This window comes from Streptomyces sp. R818 (assembly GCF_056172735.1).
Genome location: NZ_JAOCNE010000006.1, coordinates 849754 through 868457, shown reverse-complemented (window position 1 = coordinate 868457; position 18704 = coordinate 849754). Strand labels below are relative to the sequence as shown.

Genomic DNA, 18704 nt, shown 5'->3' with positions numbered 1-18704 from the left:
CAGTTGTACAAACTGTTGCGGCACGACGCTTCCGTATACGGCTGCGCACGGTCCGCAAGCACTCACGATACGTGCCGAAAGCGTCCGGAGTTGAGAATCGTCAGCTTTCCCGGAGGGGGTACCCGCGACCTGGGCCGTCAAGACCCGGGTTCTCGAACCGGTTCAGGACTTGGGCGTGAACGACTCCGTGAACGTCTTCCACGTCGTCTTGCGCTGCTCGCCGCTCCAGTCGGCGTCCTTCGCCGTGTACATCAGCCCGTACCCCAGCGATCCGCTGACCACGAAGCCCCGGTCCACCGAGCGGTACTTGGTGCCCCCGTCGACGTAGGTGAACTCCCAGTCCGCCGTGTTCCAGCCGCGGTAGTCGACCGACGCTATGCGGATGCGGTCGTACTGGGAGCGCCGCATGTAGTTCTCCTGGTTCTGCCAGTCCTTCACCGGGTCGGACTTCGGCGAACTGGTCCAGCCGACCAGGAGCTTCTGGGAGTCGGGGCCGGTGAAGCGGGCCCCGGCCGCGCTGGTCGAGACGTACTTCCACCCCTTGGGCAGGTCGATCTCGAAGCCCTGGGAGTGCTTGTACGTCTTGGCGTCGGGGTCGGTCCCGTCGCTGCCCGGCGAGGCGCCCTGGCCGGCGCTCGCGCCGGAACCGGACGCCGAGGCGGAGGCGGAGGCGCCGCCCTTGTCCTGGTCGGACCCCTTGCCGGAGGAGTCGTCGTCCTTGCCCGAGCCCTTGTCGTCGCCCTTGCCGCCGTCCGTCTCCGTGTCCTTGCCGTCGCCCGCGCCCGCGGACCCGGTGGCCCCGGCGGAGGCGGCCTTGTCACCGCCGCCGGTGCCGCTCGCCTTGTCGTCGTCGCCCCCGCTGAGCGAGACCGCGAGGATCACACCGAGGACGACGAGCGCCACGACCGCCGCGATGATGACCAGCGTGCGGCGCGGCACGACGTCGGTGATCGACGCCTTGGGCGCGGGGGTGCGCGGCGGCGGCCCGCCGGGCTGCGCCGGGATCCGGCCGGATGCCGCGCCCGCCGACCCCGGGACAGCCGTGGCGGCCGTCTTCTGCTGGGCGGCGGGCTTCTCCCGGGCGGCCGTCGCGGCAGCGGCGGCCTTGCGTACGGACTTGAGCGCGCCCCGCAGCTTCTCGGCGGCCTCCTCGCCCCTGGCCGCGACGGCGGCGCCCGCCTTGCCCGGCGCCTTCTCCTCCGGCGGCACGGGCGGCAGCGGCACGACCTTGGTGGCGTCCGCCGGTTCCGGCTCGGGGGCCGCCTTGGGCGCGGGCGCGTTGATGACGTTCTTCAACAGCGCCCGTGCGCCCGCGTCGTCGAGGCGCTGGGCGGGGTCCTTGGCGAGCAGCCCGTAGATGACCGGCTCCAGCGGGCCCGCGTTGGCCGGCGGGTCGACCGGCTCGGTCATGACGGCGGTCAGCGTGGCGATCGCCGACCCCTTGTCGTACGGAGGGGTGCCCTCCACGGCCGCGTACAGCAGGCCGCCGAGCGACCACATGTCGGCGGCGGGGCCCGGCTTGTGGCCGCGCGCCCGCTCGGGCGAGATGTAGGAGGGCGCGCCGACGAGCATGCCGGTGGAGGTGATCGAGGGGTCGCCCTCGACCTGGGCGATGCCGAAGTCGGTGAGGACGACGCGGCCGTCCTCGGCGATCAGCACGTTGGACGGCTTCACGTCACGGTGCAGGATGCCCTCGCGGTGCGCGGAGCGCAGCACGTCGAGGATGGCGAGGCCGACCTCGGCGGCGCGGTGCGGGGTGAGCACCCCGTCCTCGCGCACGGCCTCGGCGAGGGACTTGCCCTCGACCAGCTCCATGACGATCCAGGGGCGGTCGTCCTCGTCGACGACGTCGAAGACGGTGACGGCGCCGCTGTTGCGGATCCGGGCGATCGCCTTCGCCTCGCGCAGGGTGCGCGTGATGAGGCGGCGCTTCTCCTCCTCGTCGATGCTCGACGGGAAGCGCAGCTCCTTCACGGCGACGGTGCGCCCGAGCGTCTCGTCCTTGGCCCGCCACACGGTGCCCATGCCACCGCGGCCGAGCACGTCACCGAGGCGGTAGCGCCCGGCGAGCAGCCGTCCGGCCGGTTCCCGGCCGGCGGCGGATGCCCCACCGGCGGATCCGGCGGATCCCTGACCGGCGGACTTCTGTCCGTCCCGGTCGCCGCCCGTGTCCGGCGCGTCCTTCACGGACGCGTCCTGACGAGCGCTCTTGTCCTGACGGGTCTCGCCCGCCCGCTCCGCCTCCGACATGCGTCCCCTCTGCAACCCGCCCTGACAGAGCCTTCATTGTCCCTCACGTGGGGACCGCCCGACGCCCAGGGTCGCTCCCGCGAACGGTTGTCGGGAACGTCTTCTCTGTCCGGATCCGGGCAGCCCGCCTGCCCGTTGACCTTGTACGACGCCACTCTTCCTGGGCGCGCGACCAAGGGCAAGGGCTACCGGCGTGTCACAGCGTCACAGCGGCGCGATGTCGGGTGCCCCGAGCCGGGCGGCGTCGGCGGTCAGGTCGTCGGGCTGCAACTGCGACTCACGCTCGGCCTCCACCCGCTTCTCGTAGTGGGCGACCTCCCGCTCGATCTGATCCTTGTCCCAACTGAGCACCGGCGCCATGAGTTCGGCCGCCTCCCGCGCCGAGCGGGTCCCGCGGTCGAACGTCTCGATGGAGATACGGGTCCGGCGCGTCAGCACGTCGTCGAGGTGGCGGGCCCCCTCGTGCGAGGCCGCGTACACGATCTCCGCCCGCAGGTAGTCGTCGGCGCCGCTCAGGGGCGCCCCGAGCCCGGTGTCCGCGGCGATGAGTTCGAGAACCTCCTGGGCCAACGCCCCGTACCGGTTGAGGAGATGCTCGACGCGTACGACGTGCAGCCCGGTGCGCGCGGCGATCCGCGCCCGCGCGTTCCACAGCGCCCGGTACCCCTCGGCCCCGACCAGTGGTACGTCCTCGGTGACGCACTCGGCGACCCGCTGGTCGAGGGCGTGCACGGCCTCGTCGACGGCGTCCCTCGCCATCACGCGGTACGTCGTGTACTTGCCACCCGCGACGACGACGAGCCCCGGCACGGGGTGCGCGACGGTGTGCTCGCGCGACAGCTTGCTGGTGGCGTCGGACTCCCCGGCGAGCAGCGGGCGCAGGCCCGCGTACACGCCCTGGACGTCGTCGCGCGTGAGCGGCACGCCAAGGACGGAGTTCACGTGTTCGAGGAGGTAGTCGATGTCGGCGCTGGAGGCCGCCGGGTGGGCCTTGTCGAGGTCCCACTCGGTGTCGGTGGTGCCGACGATCCAGTGCCGCCCCCACGGGATGACGAAGAGGACGCTCTTCTCGGTGCGGAGGATGAGCCCGGTCGTGGAGTTGATGCGGTCCTTGGGCACGACGAGGTGGATGCCCTTGGAGGCGCGGACGTGGAACTGGCCGCGTTCGCCGACCATGGCCTGGGTGTCGTCGGTCCACACGCCGGTGGCGTTGACGACCTGCTTGGCCCGTATCTCGTACTCGCCGCCGCCCTCCACATCCTGTACGCGTGCGCCCACGACCCGCTCGCCCTCGCGCAGGAACCCGGTGACGCGCGCCCGGTTGGCGACCTTCGCGCCGTACTTGGCGGCGGTGCGCACGAGCGTCGCGACGTAGCGGGCGTCGTCCATCTGGGCGTCGTAGTACTGGAGCGCGCCGACCAGCGCGTCCTTCTTCAGGCAGGGCGCGACGCGCAGCGCGTGACGCCGTGACAGATGCCGGTGCCCGGGAAGCCCGCGCCCGTGTCCGCGCGCCATGGACATGGCGTCGTAGAGCGCGACGCCCGAACCGGCGTACAGCCGTTCCCATGCCTTGTGCTGAAGGGGGTACAGGAACGGCACGGGCTTCACGAGGTGCGGCGCGAGCCGTTCGAGCAGCAGCCCGCGCTCCTTCAGCGCCTCCCGTACGAGGGCGAAGTCCAGCATCTCCAGGTACCGGAGCCCGCCGTGGATCAGCTTGCTGGACCGGCTCGACGTGCCCGACGCCCAGTCGCGCGCCTCGACGAGCCCGGTGGACAGGCCGCGCGTCACCGCGTCCAGGGCCGTGCCCGCGCCCACCACCCCGCCGCCCACGACCAGGATGTCCAGCTCGCCCTCGGCCATCGTCGCGAGGGCCTGCGCCCGCTGCTCGGGTCCCAGTGTCGCTGCCTTCACTGCTGCCTCCCGCTGTCGTCGGCGCCGGCCTCACCGGCAGGTGTACCCGCCCCGGGCGCACTCGCACGCAACACTCCGCAACCCATTGCGGCGCAATACCGCATATCGGTCATATTTACTCCTAGTCTGACAGTGCGCTCGCCCGTCCTGACCACCGGGCTTGCGCACTCGTCCCGCCCCGGTTAGTCACCGGAACCGCCTCCTCGGGAAGGACGGCAACCGCCATGCCCGCAGACCTCGCCGTCATCGGCCTCGGCCACCTCGGCCTGCCGCTCGCGCAGGCCGCCGTCGCCGCGCGCATCGCCACGGTCGGCCACGATCCGGACCGCGCGAAGGACCTCGCCGCGGGCCGCGTCCCCGGCGACGGCGACGACGCGGCCCTGACCGCCGCCGACGTCCGCCGCATGCTCGCCGGCGGCTTCCGCCCCACCGCCGACCCCGCCGCACTGGGCCGCGTCCGCACCGCCGTGATCTGCGCCCCCACCCCGCCCGGCGCCGACGGCGGCCCCTCCCTCGACCCCGTCATCAAGGCGACCCGCACCCTCGCCGCCCAGCTGCGCCCGCACACCACCGTGATCATCGAGTCGCCGGTCCCGCCGGGCACCACGGAGTCGATCCTGCTGCCGCTCCTCGAAGAGGGCTCACGGCTCCGCGCGGGCCGCGACTTCCACCTCGCCCACGCCCCGGGCCGCCTGGACCCCGGCAACCGCAGCCAGCCCTACGCCTCCACCCCCAAGGTCATCGGCGGCTACACCCCGGCCTGCACCGAGTCGGCGGCGACCTTCTACAGCCGCCTCACCGACAAGGTCGTCCGCGCCCGCGGCCCGCGCGAGGCCGAGACGGTGCACCTCCTGGAGACCAACTACCGGCACGTCAACATCGCCCTGGTCAACGAGATGGCCGTGCTCTGCCACGACCTCAACGTCGACCTCTGGGACGTCATCCGCTGCGCCGAGACCAAGCCCTTCGGCTTCCAGGCGTTCCGCCCCGGACCCGGCGTCGGCGGCCACGCCCTCCCCCAGGACCTCACCTCCCGCCACCTCCCCACCCGCCCCTGCGCATGGTCGAACTGGCCCGTCAGGTCAACGACCACATGCCGTCCTACGTGGTCCAGCGCGCGGCCACGCTCCTCAACGAGCACGGCAAGTCCGCCCGGGGCGCCCGCGTCCTCCTCCTCGGCATCACCTACAAACCCGACCTCGCCGACCGCCAGGGCGCCCCCGCGCAGGAGATCGCCACCCGCCTCATGCAGCTCGGCGCCGCCGTCAGCTACCACGACCCCTACGTGCCGTCCTGGAATGTCCTGAACCGTCCGGTCCCGCGCGCCGATTCGCTCTACGAGGCGGCGGCCGACGCGGACCTCACGATCCTGCTCCAGCACCACCGCACCTATGACCTGCAAGGACTCGCGGTGAAGGCGCAACTCCTGCTGGACACCAGAGGAGCGACTCCGGCGGGGGCGGCGCACCGGCTCTGACTGATAATGTGCGGCCCTTCATGGACACATCAGTGTCTTCTTCATTCCCCGGGGGGACCGCATGACCCAGCCGACACCGCCACAGGACGCCAATCCCTACGCCCAGCAGCAGCCGCAGCAGCCCCAGGGCCAGCAGCCGTACACCCCGTTCCCACAGCAACAGGGCCAGCCGGGCGGGTTCGTCCCCCCGGCGCCGCCGGCCCGTAGCGGGAACGTCGCCCTCGGCATCGTCGCCGCCGTGGTCCTCGCCCTCGTCACGGCCTGGATCTACGGCGCGGTCATGAAGGCCACCGAGCACGAGATCGGCTACGCGGCCGTGGGCGTCGGCGCCCTCATCGGCTTCGTCGCGGGCAAGGTCGGCGGCCGCAACCCCGTCCTGCCGGTCGTCTGCGCGGTGCTCGCGCTCGGCGCGGTGTACCTGGGCCAGCTCACCGGCTTCGCGATGGCCCTCGCCGACCTGGCGCACCTGTCGTGGTTCGAGGTCCTCACCGACCACTTCGGCGACCTCAGCAAGGCGTGGAAGGACGACGCCGACCCCATGACGTTCCTCTTCCTCGCCATCGGCGCCTTCGCCGCGTTCGGCAGCTCGAAGAAGGCGGCCCTCTGACCGACAGGTCGAGCACGTGAGTGGGGCCCCGCCGATCCGGCGGGGCCCCACTCACGTCCTGCTACGACACAGCGTCAGCGCCGGTGCTGGGAATCAGCCACCGTGACCTCGACCCGCTGGAACTCCTTGAGCTCGCTGTACCCGGTCGTCGCCATGGCCCGCTTGAGCGCACCGAAGATGTTCATCGACCCGTCGGGCGTGGACGAGGGCCCGGTCAGGACCTCCTCCGTCGTGCCGACCGTGCCGAGGTCGACCTTCTTGCCGCGCGGCACGTCCTCGTGGACGGCCTCCATGCCCCAGTGGTGCCCCTGGCCGGGCGCGTCCGTGGCGCGGGCCAGCGGGGAGCCCATCATGACGGCGTCCGCGCCGCAGGCGATGGCCTTGGGCAGGTCGCCGGACCAGCCCACACCACCGTCGGCGATGACGTGCACGTACCGGCCGCCGGACTCGTCCATGTAGTCACGGCGCGCGGCGGCGACATCGGCGACGGCGGTCGCCATGGGCACCTGGATGCCGAGCACGTTGCGCGTGGTGTGCGCGGCGCCGCCGCCGAAGCCGACGAGGACACCGGCCGCGCCCGTGCGCATGAGGTGCAGGGCGGCGGTGTACGTGGCGCAGCCGCCGACGATGACGGGCACGTCCAGCTCGTAGATGAACTGCTTGAGGTTGAGCGGCTCGGCGGCACCGGAGACGTGCTCGGCGGAGACGGTGGTGCCCCGGATCACGAAGATGTCGACGCCCGCGTCCACGACCGCCTTGGAGAACTCGGCGGTGCGCTGCGGGGAGAGCGCGGCGGCGGTGACGACACCGGAGTCGCGCACCTCCTTGATGCGCTGCCCGATCAGGTCGGCCTGGATCGGGGCGGCGTAGATCTCCTGGAGGCGGCGCGTCGCGGTCTCGGCGTCCAGTTCGCGGATCTCGTCGAGCAGCGGCTCGGGGTCCTCGTACCGGGTCCACAGGCCTTCGAGGTTGAGGACGCCGAGGCCGCCCAGCTCGCCGATGCGGATCGCGGTCCGCGGGGAGACGACGGAGTCCATGGGGGCGGCCAGGAACGGCAGCTCGAAGCGGTAGGCGTCGATCTGCCAGGCGATCGAGACCTCCTTCGGGTCGCGGGTGCGCCGGCTCGGTACGACGGCGATGTCGTCGAAGGCGTACGCGCGGCGGCCGCGCTTGCCGCGCCCGATCTCGATCTCAGTCACGTGATGTGGGCCTTTCCCTCTTGGTCTGCGTCTTCCAGTATCCCCGACACACGGATGAGGGGCGGCCCCGGCAATGCGGGACCGCCCCTCACCAGGCGTGGGCGTTACTTACGGCTGTAGTTCGGCGCCTCGACCGTCATCTGGATGTCGTGCGGGTGGCTCTCCTTGAGGCCCGCGGACGTGATGCGGACGAAGCGGCCCTTGCTCTCCATCTCGTCGACGCTCGCCGCGCCGACGTAGCCCATCGTCTGGCGCAGGCCGCCGACGAGCTGGTGCAGGACGTTGGCGAGCGGGCCCCGGTAGGGCACCTGGCCCTCGATGCCCTCGGGCACGAGCTTGTCGTCGGAGGCGACCTCGGCCTGGAAGTACCGGTCCTTGGAGTAGGAGCGGCCCTGGCCACGGGACTGCATGGCGCCGAGCGAGCCCATGCCGCGGTAGGACTTGAACTGCTTGCCGTTGATGAACTGCAGCTCGCCCGGCGACTCCTCGCAGCCCGCGAGCAGCGAGCCGAGCATCACCGAGTCGGCACCGGCGGCGAGCGCCTTGCCGATGTCGCCGGAGTACTGCAGGCCGCCGTCGCCGATGACCGGGACACCGGCCGCGCGGGCGGCGACCGCCGCCTCGTAGATCGCCGTGACCTGCGGGACGCCGATACCGGCGACGACGCGGGTGGTGCAGATCGAGCCCGGTCCGACACCGACCTTGACGCCGTCGACACCGGCGTCGATGAGCGCCTGGGCGCCGTCGCGCGTGGCGACGTTGCCGCCGATGACGTCGACGGAGACGCTCGACTTGATCTTCGACATCCAGCTCAGCGCGTTGCTGTTGTGGCCGTGCGAGGTGTCGACGATGAGGAAGTCGACCCCGGCACCGGCCAGCGCCTGGGCCCGCTCCAGGGCCTCGGGGCTCGCGCCCACGGCGGCGCCGACGAGCAGACGGCCCTCGGCGTCCTTCGCCGCGTTCGGGTACTGCTCGGCCTTCTTGAAGTCCTTGACGGTGATGAGGCCCTTGAGCACACCGGCGTCGTCGACCAGCGGAAGCTTCTCGATCTTGTGGCGGCGCAGCAGCTCCATCGCGTCGACACCGCTTATGCCGACCTTGCCGGTCACGAGCGGCATCGGCGTCATGACCTCGCGGACCTGACGGCCGCGGTCGGACTCGAAGGCCATGTCGCGGTTGGTGACGATGCCGAGCAGCTTGCCCGACGCGTCGGTCACCGGGACGCCGCTGATCCGGAACTTCGCGCACAGCGCGTCCGCCTCGCCGAGCGTGGCGTCGGGGTGCACGGTGATCGGGTCGGTGACCATGCCGGACTCGGACCGCTTCACCAGGTCGACCTGGTTGACCTGGTCCTCGATCGACAGGTTGCGGTGCAGCACACCGACGCCGCCCTGACGGGCCATGGCGATCGCCATGCGCGCCTCGGTGACCTTGTCCATCGCCGCGGAGAGCAGCGGGATGTTCACGCGGACGTTCCTGGAGATGCGGGACGAGGTGTCGACCGCGTTCGGCAGCACTTCCGACGCGCCCGGCAGCAGCAGCACGTCGTCGTAGGTCAGCCCGAGTGTCGCGAATTTCTCGGGCACTCCGTCGACGTTTGCAGTCATGACACCTTCCCCAAATGGCCTTGATCGGTGCGGATGTCCATGCTAACGGGAGTCAGGGGTGTCTCATTCCACGAGCAAGATCATCAAGCTTCTTTGGACGTTCCCACGTACGCGGCGGGAGACCCTGTGCTATCGCTCCCGGCCCCCGCGCTACTGCTCGGCCAGGGCCCGCAGGCGGCTGAGCGCCCGGTGCTGCGCGACGCGCACGGCGCCGGGTGACATGCCCAACATCTGCCCGGTCTCCTCGGCGGTGAGCCCGACGGCGATCCGCAGGAGGAGCAGCTCCCGCTGGTTGTCGGGCAGGTTCGCGAGGAGCTTCTTGGCCCAGGCGGCATCGCTGTTCAGGAGCGCGCGCTCCTCGGGGCCGAGCGAGTCGTCGGGCCGCTCCGGCATCTCGTCGGACGGCACGGCCGTCGAACCGGGACCGCGCATGGCCGCGCGCTGCAGGTCGGCGACCTTGTGCGCGGCGATGGCGAAGACGAACGCCTCGAAGGGGCGTCCGGTGTCCTTGTAGCGCGGCAGCGCGAGCAGCACCGCGACGCAGACCTCCTGGGCGAGGTCCTCCACGAAGTGCCGCGCGTCCCCCGGGAGCCGGGAGAGACGGGTGCGGCAGTAGCGGATCGCCAGGGGATGGACGTGGGCGAGCAGATCGTGCGTGGCCTGCTCGTCACCGTCGACGGCGCGGCCGACGAGCGTACCGATGACCCCCTGCGGGGTCACTGCCTCGTCGTCGTGCATCGGTCCATGGTGCCCTGTCGAGGCGCGGTCCGTGACATCGCGGCCCTGGTTGTGCACCGAAGCGTTATGAGCAGGTGCGCCGGAACTCATCTCCTGCGCCCTCCCCTCTCGCTGACCCTGCTCGCCCGAATCGCCGTCCCCGAGGAACTCCACACCTCCAAGGATGCGGCATCACGCGCGAAACGTGAGAGCGCCGTTCACCGCGACCCCGCCAGGGGCGCGGGGAACTGCGCGACCAGCCACGACGAAAGCCGCACGTGATCACCGGCCCCTCGCGCCCTCTGAGCGGAGCGCTATCGCACGAGACCCCAACGGAACCCGAGCGCGACGGCGTGGGCCCGGTCAGAAGCGCCGAGCTTTTTGAACAGCCGCCGCGCATGCGTCTTCACGGTGTCCTCGGAGAGGAAGAGCTCGCGCCCGATCTCCGCGTTGGACCGCCCGTGGCTCATGCCCTCGAGCACCTGGATCTCGCGCGCGGTGAGGGTGGGCGCGGCACCCATCTCGGCCGAGCGCAGTCTGCGCGGGGCGAGCCGCCACGTGGGGTCGGCGAGCGCCTGCGTCACGGTGGCCCGCAGCTCGGCGCGCGAGGCGTCCTTGTGCAGGTACCCGCGGGCGCCGGCGGCGACGGCGAGCGCCACCCCGTCCAGGTCCTCGGCCACGGTGAGCATGATGATGCGCGCACCGGGGTCGGCGGAGAGCAGCCGCCGGACCGTCTCGACGCCGCCCAGGCCGGGCATGCGTACGTCCATCAGAATCAGGTCCGAGCGGTCGGCGCCCCAGCGGCGGAGGACTTCCTCCCCGTTGGCCGCGGTCGTCACGCGCTCGACGCCGGGCACGGTCGCTACCGCGCGGCGGAGCGCTTCTCGGGCGAGCGGGGAGTCGTCGCAGACGAGGACGGATGTCATGACCGTCCTCCGCAGCTGATGCGCGTCACCTTGAGCCTCCAGGCTTTGTACGAATCGTCACCTGTGCGGTCGACACTCGCAAACCACCGGACAGATGCCCGAGCGCTTGTTCTTTCAACCGCCTCCGCACTACCAACGACGGTCACTCGAAAGAGTTACGGGTCGGACGGTCTCGTTCGGCACTCTACGTGAGGGCCCGGACACAGTGGAGGTCCCGCAACGGACCCTCAAGGTTTCATCACAAGCTATGCCCTATTTGGCGGCTTTTCTTCACTTTTCCTGGTGTCTGTAGCTAGATTCGCAATGAGTCATATTTTCATCTCCTTAGATAGTAGATGTACGGTCAGGCACCGTATCCGCGCCACAACCGGATGAAACCGGCCACAACCGGCTACAAGGGGACTACGCAATGGCAGATTTCTCCCGCCTTCCCGGACCGAACGCTGATCTGTGGGACTGGCAGCTCCTCGCGGCCTGCCGCGGGGTGGACAGCTCGCTCTTCTTCCACCCGGAGGGCGAGCGAGGAGCGGCGCGCAGCGCGCGCGAGAACTCGGCGAAAGAGGTCTGCATGAGGTGCCCGGTCCGCGCGGAGTGCGCAGCTCACGCGCTTCAGGTGCGGGAGCCGTACGGCGTGTGGGGCGGGCTCACCGAGGACGAGCGCGAGGAGCTGATGGGGCGGGCCCGCAACCGGCTCGTCACGGCGTCGGCGACGGCCGGCGGCGGTTCCGCACCGATGGGCCCGACCCACTGAGGATTCGCTGAAGGGCACAGGCGGGCGACTGAAGGTCAGCTGAAGGAACGTTTCTGCGCACGTCTGTGCGCCGGCTCGGCCATACCTGGCTCACCCACCCACGGCCGGGGCCTCAGCGGGCGGCGGCCTTCGCCAGGTGGTCGAGGGTCGCGGCGACCGCCGGGACCTGGGCCAGATCGGGCAGGGTGAGCGCCACGATCTCGCGCCGCACGGGCGGCTCCACCGTCACTGTGCGTGCACCCTTGGGCCGAACGGATTCGATGGCCAGTTCGGGAAGGACGGCAACTCCGAGCCCCGCGCCGACCAGGCCGACCACCGCCGGGTAGTCGTCCGTGGCGAAGTCGATGCGCGGGGCGAATCCGGCGCCCCGGCACACCTCGACGAGCTGGCGGCGGCAGCGCGGGCAGCCCGCGATCCACGCGTCGTCGGCGAACGCGTCGATCGTCACCGAGCCCGCGTCGGCGAGCGGGTGCCCCTCGGCGACCAGACCGACGAGCCGGTCGGCGAGCAGCGGCCGCACGACGAGGTCGTCCCACTCCTCGGCGGCGTGCGCGCCTCCGGCGTTCCGCCCCGTGCCCTCGTCCTCGTGCCCAGGCGCCTCGTACCGGAAGGCGAGGGCCACATCGCAGTCCCCCTCCCGCAGCATCTCCACCGAGCGCGGGGGCTCGGCCTCCACCAGCGAGACACGGGTGCCGGGATGTTCGGCGCGCAGGGCGGCGAGGGCGGTCGGGACCAGGGTCGAGCTGCCGCTGGGGAAGGAGACGAGGCGGACGCGGCCCGCGCGCAGGCCCGCGATCGCGGCGATCTCCTCCTCGGCGGCGGTGAGCCCGGCGAGAATCCCCGCCGCGTGCCGCACGAGCGCCTCCCCGGCCTGGGTCAGCCGCATCTCACGGCCGGTGCGGATCAGCAGCGGCGTACCCGCCGACGCCTCCAGGGCCTTCATCTGCTGGCTGACGGCGGGCTGCGTGCAGCCCAGTTCGCGGGCCGCCGCCGAGAAGGAGCCGGTGGCGGCGACTGCGCGCAGGACGCGAAGGTGCCGGGCCTCGATCATGGGTCAAGCATAAGCGCTGCTTGGGGCGAGCGCCGAATATTGCGTGGCGCCTTTGATGACCGGTCCCGTACCGTGCGATGCCATGAAGCTTCTGTCGTTGAACCTGGGCCGGCCCAAGGCCGTCGACTACACCGACCAGCCGGACGGCGTGACCGGCATAGACAAGCAGCCGGTCGAGGGCGCGGTCCGGGTGAGCGCGCCGGGCCAGAAGGGGACCGGCGCGAGCGGCGTCGCGGGGGACGCCGTCTGCGACACGCGCCACCACGGCGGCAACGACCAGGCGGTGTACGCGTTCGCGCGCGAGGACCTAGACGAGTGGGAGCGCACGCTCGGCCGCACGCTCCCGAACGGCTCCTTCGGCGAGAACCTCACCACCGAGGGCGTCGACGTGTGCGGCGCGAAGATCGGCGAGCGCTGGCGGATCGGCCCCGACCTGCTCCTCGAGGTCAGCGCGAGCCGGATCCCCTGCAAGACCTTCCAGGGTCATGTCGGCGAGAAGGGCTGGGTCAAGCGGTTCACGCAGGAGCAGCGGCCGGGTGCGTACCTGCGCGTCATAGAGCCGGGTGAGATCCGGGCGGGCGACACCATCGAGGTCGTGCACCGCCCGGCGCACGAGGTGACGGTCTCCTTCGAGTTCCGCGCGCTGATGACGGAGCGGGAGCTGCTGCCGCGGGTGCTCGACTCCGGGGCTCCGCTCCACTACGAGGTCGAGCGGGTGGCGCGGACGTACATGGAGAAGTACGGCGCGCGGACCGCGTGAGGGGTCGGGGGGCGGATCACGCACGGGGGCGGGGGGCGCGGATCGCGCACGGGGTCGGGGCGCGGATCACGCACCGGGTCGGGGCGCGGATCACGCACCGGGGCGGGGCGCGGATCACGCACCGGGGCGGGGCGCGGATCGCGTGAAGGGTCGGGCGGACCCCGCCCGATGATCACGCCACCCGTCGCCCCTGCCTAACCTTGCTCCATGACTACGGCACTGATCACGGGATCCACCGCGGGCATCGGCGCCGCCTTCGCCCGGCGCCTCGCCGCCGACGGACACAATCTGGTGCTCGTCGCCCGCGACACCAAGCGGCTCCAGGAGCAGGCGACCGAGCTGCACGACCGGCACGGCATCGAGGCCGAGGTGCTCACGGCCGACCTCGCCACGGACGACGGCATCGCGGCGGTCGAGCAGCGCCTGACCGACCCGAAGGCCGCGGTCGACCTGCTGGTCAACAACGCCGGGTTCGGCAACAAGGGCCGCTTCCTGGAAGTCCCCATGGCCGACGAGCTGACGATGCTGAAGGTGCACTGCGAGGCCGTCCTGCGGCTCACCTCGGCGGCGACATCCTCGATGCGGGAGCGCGGGCGCGGCGGTGTGATCAACGTGGCCTCGGTCGCGGCGTTCGTCCCGCGCGGCACGTACGGCGCTTCGAAGGCGTGGGTCGTGCAGTTCACGCAGGGCGTGGCGAAGGACCTCGCCGGTACGGGGGTGCGACTGATGGCGCTCTGCCCCGGCTTCGTCCGTACGGAGTTCCACGAGCGGGCCGGGATGGGCACGGACAACATCCCGAACTGGATGTGGCTCGACGCCGACAAGCTGGTGACAGCGGCGCTCGCGGACCTGTCCCGCGGCAAGTCCCTGTCGATCCCGGATCCGCGGTACAAGGCGCTGATGGGCTTGGTGAAGGTGACGCCGCGCGGCCTGCTGGGCGGGGTGACGTCGCGGACGGGGCGGAAGTACGGGCCGCAGTAGTCAGGCTTTCGGCTGCGGGTCGCGTCGTGGCTGGTCGCGCAGTTCCCCGCGCCCCTGGAGCATGCGGCTTCGCCGCAGCCCCGGAGGGGCGCCGCGTGCCCCCTCGCCCCGCCCCTGAGATGGCGCACGAAGTGCGCATCTCGGGGGCGCGGGGAACTGCGCGACCAGCCACGACGAGACGTGCACCCGGCACCAGACATCGCCCGGCAGACGGAACCCCGCCAGGGGCGCGAGGAACTGCGCGAGCAACCACACCGCAAGCCGCACCCGGCAGAGAACAGACCCACGCAGACGCACCCCCGCAAAACCAGGAGGCCCGGCCCCCCCACACACAGGGGGCCGAGCCTCAGGTCACTTCAGCGGAGTGCGTCAGTGGGAGTGGCCGTGGCCGTGGCCGGCCGCCTCGGGCTCCTCCTCCGCCGGCTTCTCGACGACCAGGGTCTCGGTCGTGAGGAGCAGGGAGGCGATGGAGGCGGCGTTCTCCAGGGCGGAGCGGGTGACCTTGACCGGGTCGATGACGCCGGCCTTGACCAGGTCGCCGTACTCGCCGGTCGCGGCGTTGTAGCCGGAGCCCTTCTCGAGCTCGGCGACCTTGGAGACGATGACGTAGCCCTCGAGGCCCGCGTTCTCGGCGATCCAGCGCAGCGGCTCGACGGCGGCGCGGCGGACGACGGAGACGCCGGTGGCCTCGTCACCCTCCTTGCCGAGGTTGTCGTTGAGCACCTTCACGGCGTGGACGAGCGCGGAGCCACCACCGGAGACGATGCCCTCCTCGACCGCGGCGCGGGTCGCGGAGATGGCGTCCTCCAGACGGTGCTTCTTCTCCTTGAGCTCGACCTCGGTCGCGGCACCGACCTTGATGACGCAGACGCCGCCGGCGAGCTTCGCGAGGCGCTCCTGGAGCTTCTCGCGGTCCCAGTCGGAGTCCGTGTTCTCGATCTCGGCCTTGATCTGGTTGACGCGGCCCTCGACGTCGGCCTTGTTGCCGCCACCGTCGACGATCGTGGTGTCGTCCTTGGTGATGGTGACGCGGCGGGCGGAGCCGAGCACGTCGAGACCGGCCTGGTCGAGCTTGAGGCCGACCTCCTCGGCGATGACGGTGGCACCGGTGAGGGTGGCCATGTCCTGCAGCATCGCCTTGCGGCGGTCGCCGAAGCCGGGGGCCTTGACCGCGACGGCGTTAAACGTGCCGCGGATCTTGTTCACGACCAGGGTCGACAGGGCCTCGCCCTCGACGTCCTCGGCGATGATCAGGAGGGGCTTCGAGCCGCCGGCCTGGATGACCTTCTCGAGGAGCGGGAGCAGGTCCTGGATCGAACCGATCTTGCCCTGGTGGATCAGGATGTACGGGTCGTCGAGGACGGCCTCCATACGCTCCTGGTCGGTGACGAAGTACGGGGACAGGTAGCCCTTGTCGAAGGCCATGCCCTCGGTGAAGTCGAGCTCCAGGCCGAAGGTGTTGGACTCCTCGACGGTGATGACACCGTCCTTGCCGACCTTGTCCATCGCCTCGGCGATCAGCTCGCCGACCTGGCTGTCCTGCGCGGACAGACCGGCGACGGCGGCGATGTCGGACTTCTCGTCGATCGGGCGGGCGGTCGCGAGGAGGTCCTCGGACACGGCCTTCACCGCGGCGTCGATGCCCTTCTTCAGGGCGGCCGGGGACGCGCCCGCGGCAACGTTGCGCAGACCCTCCTTGACCAGGGCCTGGGCGAGCACGGTGGCGGTGGTCGTACCGTCACCCGCGATGTCGTTGGTCTTGGTCGCCACCTCCTTCACCAGCTGCGCGCCGAGGTTCTCGTACGGGTCCTCGACCTCGACCTCGCGGGCGATGGTCACACCGTCGTTGGTGATGGTGGGAGCGCCGAACTTCTTGTCGATGACGACGTTGCGGCCCTTGGGGCCGATCGTCACCTTGACCGTGTCGGCAAGCTTGTTGACGCCGCGCTCGAGGGCGCGACGGGCGTCCTCGTCAAACTTCAGGATCTTCGCCATGGGAGCGTTTCAGCCCTCTCGAAAAACTAGGGGTGAACGAAGAACGCCCCTGACCCCGGCTTCTTACGGTCGCGGGTGCCAGGGGCGCACTTCACATCAAAAGCTGCTTTTTCAGGCCGCTTACTTCTCGACGATCGCGAGGACGTCGCGCGCCGAGAGGACGAGGTACTCCTCGCCGTTGTACTTGACCTCGGTGCCGCCGTACTTGCTGTACAGCACGATGTCGCCGGACTTCACGTCGAGCGGCAGGCGCTCGCCGTTCTCGAAGCGGCCCGGGCCCACGGCGAGGACGACGCCCTCCTGGGGCTTCTCCTTCGCGGTGTCCGGAATGACCAGGCCGGAGGCCGTGGTCTGCTCGGCGTCGAGCGGCTGGACCACGATGCGGTCCTCGAGCGGCTTGATGGCAACCTTGGAGCTGGCGGTCGTCACGATCCGGTCTCCCCCTTCGGAGATCTCACGGGGTTAAGAGTCTGAGGTGGCGACCAGGTGGATCCGTCGTCGCGGGTGCCGGACCTGCCCGTCGCTGTTGGCACTCTCCAGTGGTGAGTGCCAGGGTCGAGACTATGACCGTGATTAGCACTCGGTCAAGCGGAGTGCCAATCGTCGGGCGACGCGGCGTGGGTCGGGTGGGCCTGTGCTCGATGGCGGCCCCCCCGCCGCGGGGGTTCGCTTCGCCGCCGAAAGCGCCTCTCGTCGTGGCTTGTCGCGCCGTTCCCCGCGCCCCTGAGCGGTGAGCCTTTACAGGTAGTCGCTCAGCGCGGCCACCTTGTAGCCCTGGTGCCGGATCTCGCGCAGCAGCTCGACGGTCCGGCTCTTGCTCGGGGTTGTGCGGATGATGGCGCCCGGGTGGAGGGTCACCGGGTCCGGGGTCCACAGGACGATCGCCTTGATGTCGCAGGCCGCCGCCGCTCTCAGCGTTGTCGCGTCGTACGCGCCCGATGGCGGGCGGAGCAAGCCGGGGGTGCGGCCGAAGCGGGACCTGAGGTGGCGCTGCTGGGCGCAGATCTGCGTGTGCTGTTCCACGTAGCCGAGGCCGGGCAGGGCGGGGTGCGTGAGGGTGCGGTTCCCGATGTCGGCGCCCAGGGCGCGCAGCCGTCCCAGGGAGTCGTGGCGGCCCGGCCCGGCGGTGAAGACCGTGAGCGGCAGGTGGTGGTCGCGGACCAGCGCCAGGAAGGCGGGGTCCGTGGGCCTTCCGGCGTCACCGTCGAGGTCGTAGGTCAGGAAGACGACCTTGTCGGAGGTGGGGACGTGGTCGATCACCGGGGGGACCGTCGCCGTCGGGGCGGCCGGTGGTGCCGCTGCCGGGGGCGGGTGGTGGTGGCGGACCCGTTGCGCCGCCTTGCGGCCCATGCGTTCGATCGGGTCGACGGATCCGGCGCAGCCGGTGAGGAGCAGGGCCGCCGCCAGGGTGCCGGCGAGGGCGCGGCGGGGTGTCACAGGTAGTCCTCCAGGCGGGCCACCGCGTACCCCCGGGCGGTGACGTGGTCCAGGAAGAAGCGGAGCATGTCGCGCATCGTGCCCGGCCAGTCCGCGCGGCCCCGGAAGTGCGTGAGGACGATGTCACCGGGGTGGAGCGACCGGTCCCACTCGCGGTGGTCGATGCGGTCGGCGAAGACCTCGGCGTTCCAGATCGGCGCGTACTCGATGCCGCAGGCCTTGGCGGCTCTCAGGGTGGCCTGGTTGTAGTCGCCGTACGGCGGGCGGAAGAGGGTGGGGCGCTTGCCGTAGTGGTCCTGGAGCTTGTCCTGCATGCCGCAGATCTCGTGCTTCTGCTGCGCGTAGGAGAGGCCCGGCAGGAAGCGGTGGTGCAGGGTGTGGTTGTTGAGGGTCGCGCCCATTGCGCGGGCCTTCTTGAAGTACGCGTAGCCGGGCTTCTTCTTCCTGACCTCCGTGTCGGTCAGGAACGCCGTGTACGGGATCCTCAGGTCGCTCATCATGCGGAGGAAGCGCGGGTCCTTCTCGGCGCCGTCGTCGATGGTGAGGAAGACGACCTTGTCCTTGGTGGGCACGGTCGTGAAGACCGGCGGCAGGGCGAGGCGGTCCTGGCCGTCGACCTCGAAGCCCGCGCGGGGCCTGATGACCGGTTTCCTCGCGGGCGGCTCCGGTGCCGTGAGAGGGGTCTCCGCCAGGCCCCAGCGCCGGGCCGCCGCAGCGCGCTGGGCCGCTGCCGCCCGCAGTGCCTGTTGGCCCGCGGCCGGACGCACCATCTGCTTCGTGACCGCCCGCGTCCGTGGCGCGCCGGAGTCGTCGGGCTCGGCCGCGCAGGCCGTCGCGAGCGATGCCGTGGCCAGCGCGAGGGCCCAGGCGCGGGGCGCTGCCGGGCGGCCACGTCCCGCGCGGGCCGGCCGCGCGGCGGTCCTGTCGTCTTGTCGTACCGACACTCGTCGCATGGCGCCGGATCCTCGCAGCTCAGGGCCCTGGCCAGGGGGCGACACCGCCACCGCGCACGTACGGTCCTCCGACTGGCCCACA

The 18704-nt window shown here is 71.2% G+C and carries 16 protein-coding genes and 1 pseudogene; 6 read left to right on the top strand and 11 right to left on the bottom strand.

Annotated elements, in window-relative coordinates; all coding sequences use genetic code 11:
- Window positions 1-162 precede the first annotated feature (162 nt).
- Entirely contained in the window at window positions 163-2250 is a 2088-nt protein-coding gene (locus N5I75_RS20435) for a serine/threonine-protein kinase (protein ID WP_476679323.1), read from the bottom strand.
- A gap of 204 nt (window positions 2251-2454) precedes the next feature.
- Window positions 2455-4161, bottom strand: a complete 1707-nt coding sequence (locus N5I75_RS20430) for a glycerol-3-phosphate dehydrogenase/oxidase (protein WP_476679322.1) — start codon at window positions 4159-4161, stop codon at window positions 2455-2457.
- 224 nt (window positions 4162-4385) lie between these two features.
- Between N5I75_RS20430 and N5I75_RS20425 the strand changes: the two genes are divergently transcribed.
- From N5I75_RS20425 to N5I75_RS20415, 3 genes and pseudogenes are all read left to right on the top strand, one after another.
- Window positions 4386-5468 carry a nucleotide sugar dehydrogenase gene (locus N5I75_RS20425; RefSeq protein WP_476679321.1) on the top strand — a complete coding sequence of 361 codons (1083 nt, stop codon included), beginning with the start codon at window positions 4386-4388 and terminating at the stop codon, window positions 5466-5468.
- Window positions 5390-5638: pseudogene (locus tag N5I75_RS20420) on the top strand (UDP binding domain-containing protein); the annotation flags it as partial. The gene N5I75_RS20425 and the pseudogene N5I75_RS20420, both read left to right, overlap by 79 nt.
- 61 nt (window positions 5639-5699) lie before the next feature.
- Window positions 5700-6245, top strand: coding sequence for a hypothetical protein (locus N5I75_RS20415; protein ID WP_476679320.1), 546 nt, complete (start codon window positions 5700-5702; stop codon window positions 6243-6245).
- Window positions 6246-6319: 74 nt separating this feature from the next.
- Here N5I75_RS20415 and N5I75_RS20410 read toward each other — a convergent pair whose 3' ends face one another.
- From N5I75_RS20410 to N5I75_RS20395, 4 genes are all read right to left on the bottom strand, one after another.
- On the bottom strand, window positions 6320-7444 hold the full coding sequence (locus N5I75_RS20410) for a GuaB3 family IMP dehydrogenase-related protein (protein WP_476679319.1): 1125 nt from the start codon (window positions 7442-7444) through the stop codon (window positions 6320-6322).
- Window positions 7445-7548: 104 nt separating this feature from the next.
- Window positions 7549-9051 (bottom strand): IMP dehydrogenase, encoded by a 1503-nt coding sequence (gene guaB / locus N5I75_RS20405; protein WP_394433491.1) that lies wholly within the window; start codon window positions 9049-9051, stop codon window positions 7549-7551.
- Window positions 9052-9201: 150 nt separating this feature from the next.
- On the bottom strand, window positions 9202-9789 hold the full coding sequence (locus N5I75_RS20400) for a sigma-70 family RNA polymerase sigma factor (protein WP_476679318.1): 588 nt from the start codon (window positions 9787-9789) through the stop codon (window positions 9202-9204).
- Window positions 9790-10082: 293 nt separating this feature from the next.
- Entirely contained in the window at window positions 10083-10694 is a 612-nt protein-coding gene (locus N5I75_RS20395) for a response regulator transcription factor (protein ID WP_003948568.1), read from the bottom strand.
- Window positions 10695-11103: 409 nt separating this feature from the next.
- On the opposite strand from N5I75_RS20395, the gene N5I75_RS20390 reads away from it, so the two are divergent.
- Complete coding sequence (locus N5I75_RS20390) at window positions 11104-11445, top strand: WhiB family transcriptional regulator (protein WP_476679317.1); 342 nt, start codon at window positions 11104-11106, stop codon at window positions 11443-11445.
- Window positions 11446-11557: 112 nt separating this feature from the next.
- Here N5I75_RS20390 and N5I75_RS20385 read toward each other — a convergent pair whose 3' ends face one another.
- Window positions 11558-12496 (bottom strand): LysR family transcriptional regulator, encoded by a 939-nt coding sequence (locus N5I75_RS20385; protein WP_476679316.1) that lies wholly within the window; start codon window positions 12494-12496, stop codon window positions 11558-11560.
- Between the two features lie 82 nt (window positions 12497-12578).
- On the opposite strand from N5I75_RS20385, the gene N5I75_RS20380 reads away from it, so the two are divergent.
- Window positions 12579-13256 (top strand): MOSC domain-containing protein, encoded by a 678-nt coding sequence (locus N5I75_RS20380; protein ID WP_476679315.1) that lies wholly within the window; start codon window positions 12579-12581, stop codon window positions 13254-13256.
- Window positions 13257-13463: 207 nt separating this feature from the next.
- On the top strand, window positions 13464-14237 hold the full coding sequence (locus tag N5I75_RS20375; protein WP_476679314.1) for an SDR family NAD(P)-dependent oxidoreductase: 774 nt from the start codon (window positions 13464-13466) through the stop codon (window positions 14235-14237).
- Between the two features lie 369 nt (window positions 14238-14606).
- On the opposite strand, the gene groL is transcribed toward N5I75_RS20375, so the two are convergent.
- From groL to N5I75_RS20355, 4 genes are all read right to left on the bottom strand, one after another.
- Entirely contained in the window at window positions 14607-16232 is a 1626-nt protein-coding gene (gene groL, locus N5I75_RS20370; protein WP_394433484.1) for a chaperonin GroEL, read from the bottom strand.
- A 120-nt stretch (window positions 16233-16352) separates the two neighbouring features.
- Window positions 16353-16661: a co-chaperone GroES gene (gene groES / locus N5I75_RS20365; RefSeq protein WP_282535600.1), complete on the bottom strand. Its 309-nt coding sequence runs from the start codon at window positions 16659-16661 to the stop codon at window positions 16353-16355.
- A gap of 309 nt (window positions 16662-16970) precedes the next feature.
- A complete protein-coding gene (locus tag N5I75_RS20360) occupies window positions 16971-17669 on the bottom strand; it encodes a polysaccharide deacetylase family protein (RefSeq protein WP_476679313.1) in 699 nt (232 codons plus the stop codon).
- A complete protein-coding gene (locus tag N5I75_RS20355) occupies window positions 17666-18622 on the bottom strand; it encodes a polysaccharide deacetylase family protein (protein WP_476679312.1) in 957 nt (318 codons plus the stop codon). Before N5I75_RS20355 ends, N5I75_RS20360 begins: the two co-directional genes overlap by 4 nt.
- Between the last annotated feature and the right edge of the window lie 82 nt (window positions 18623-18704).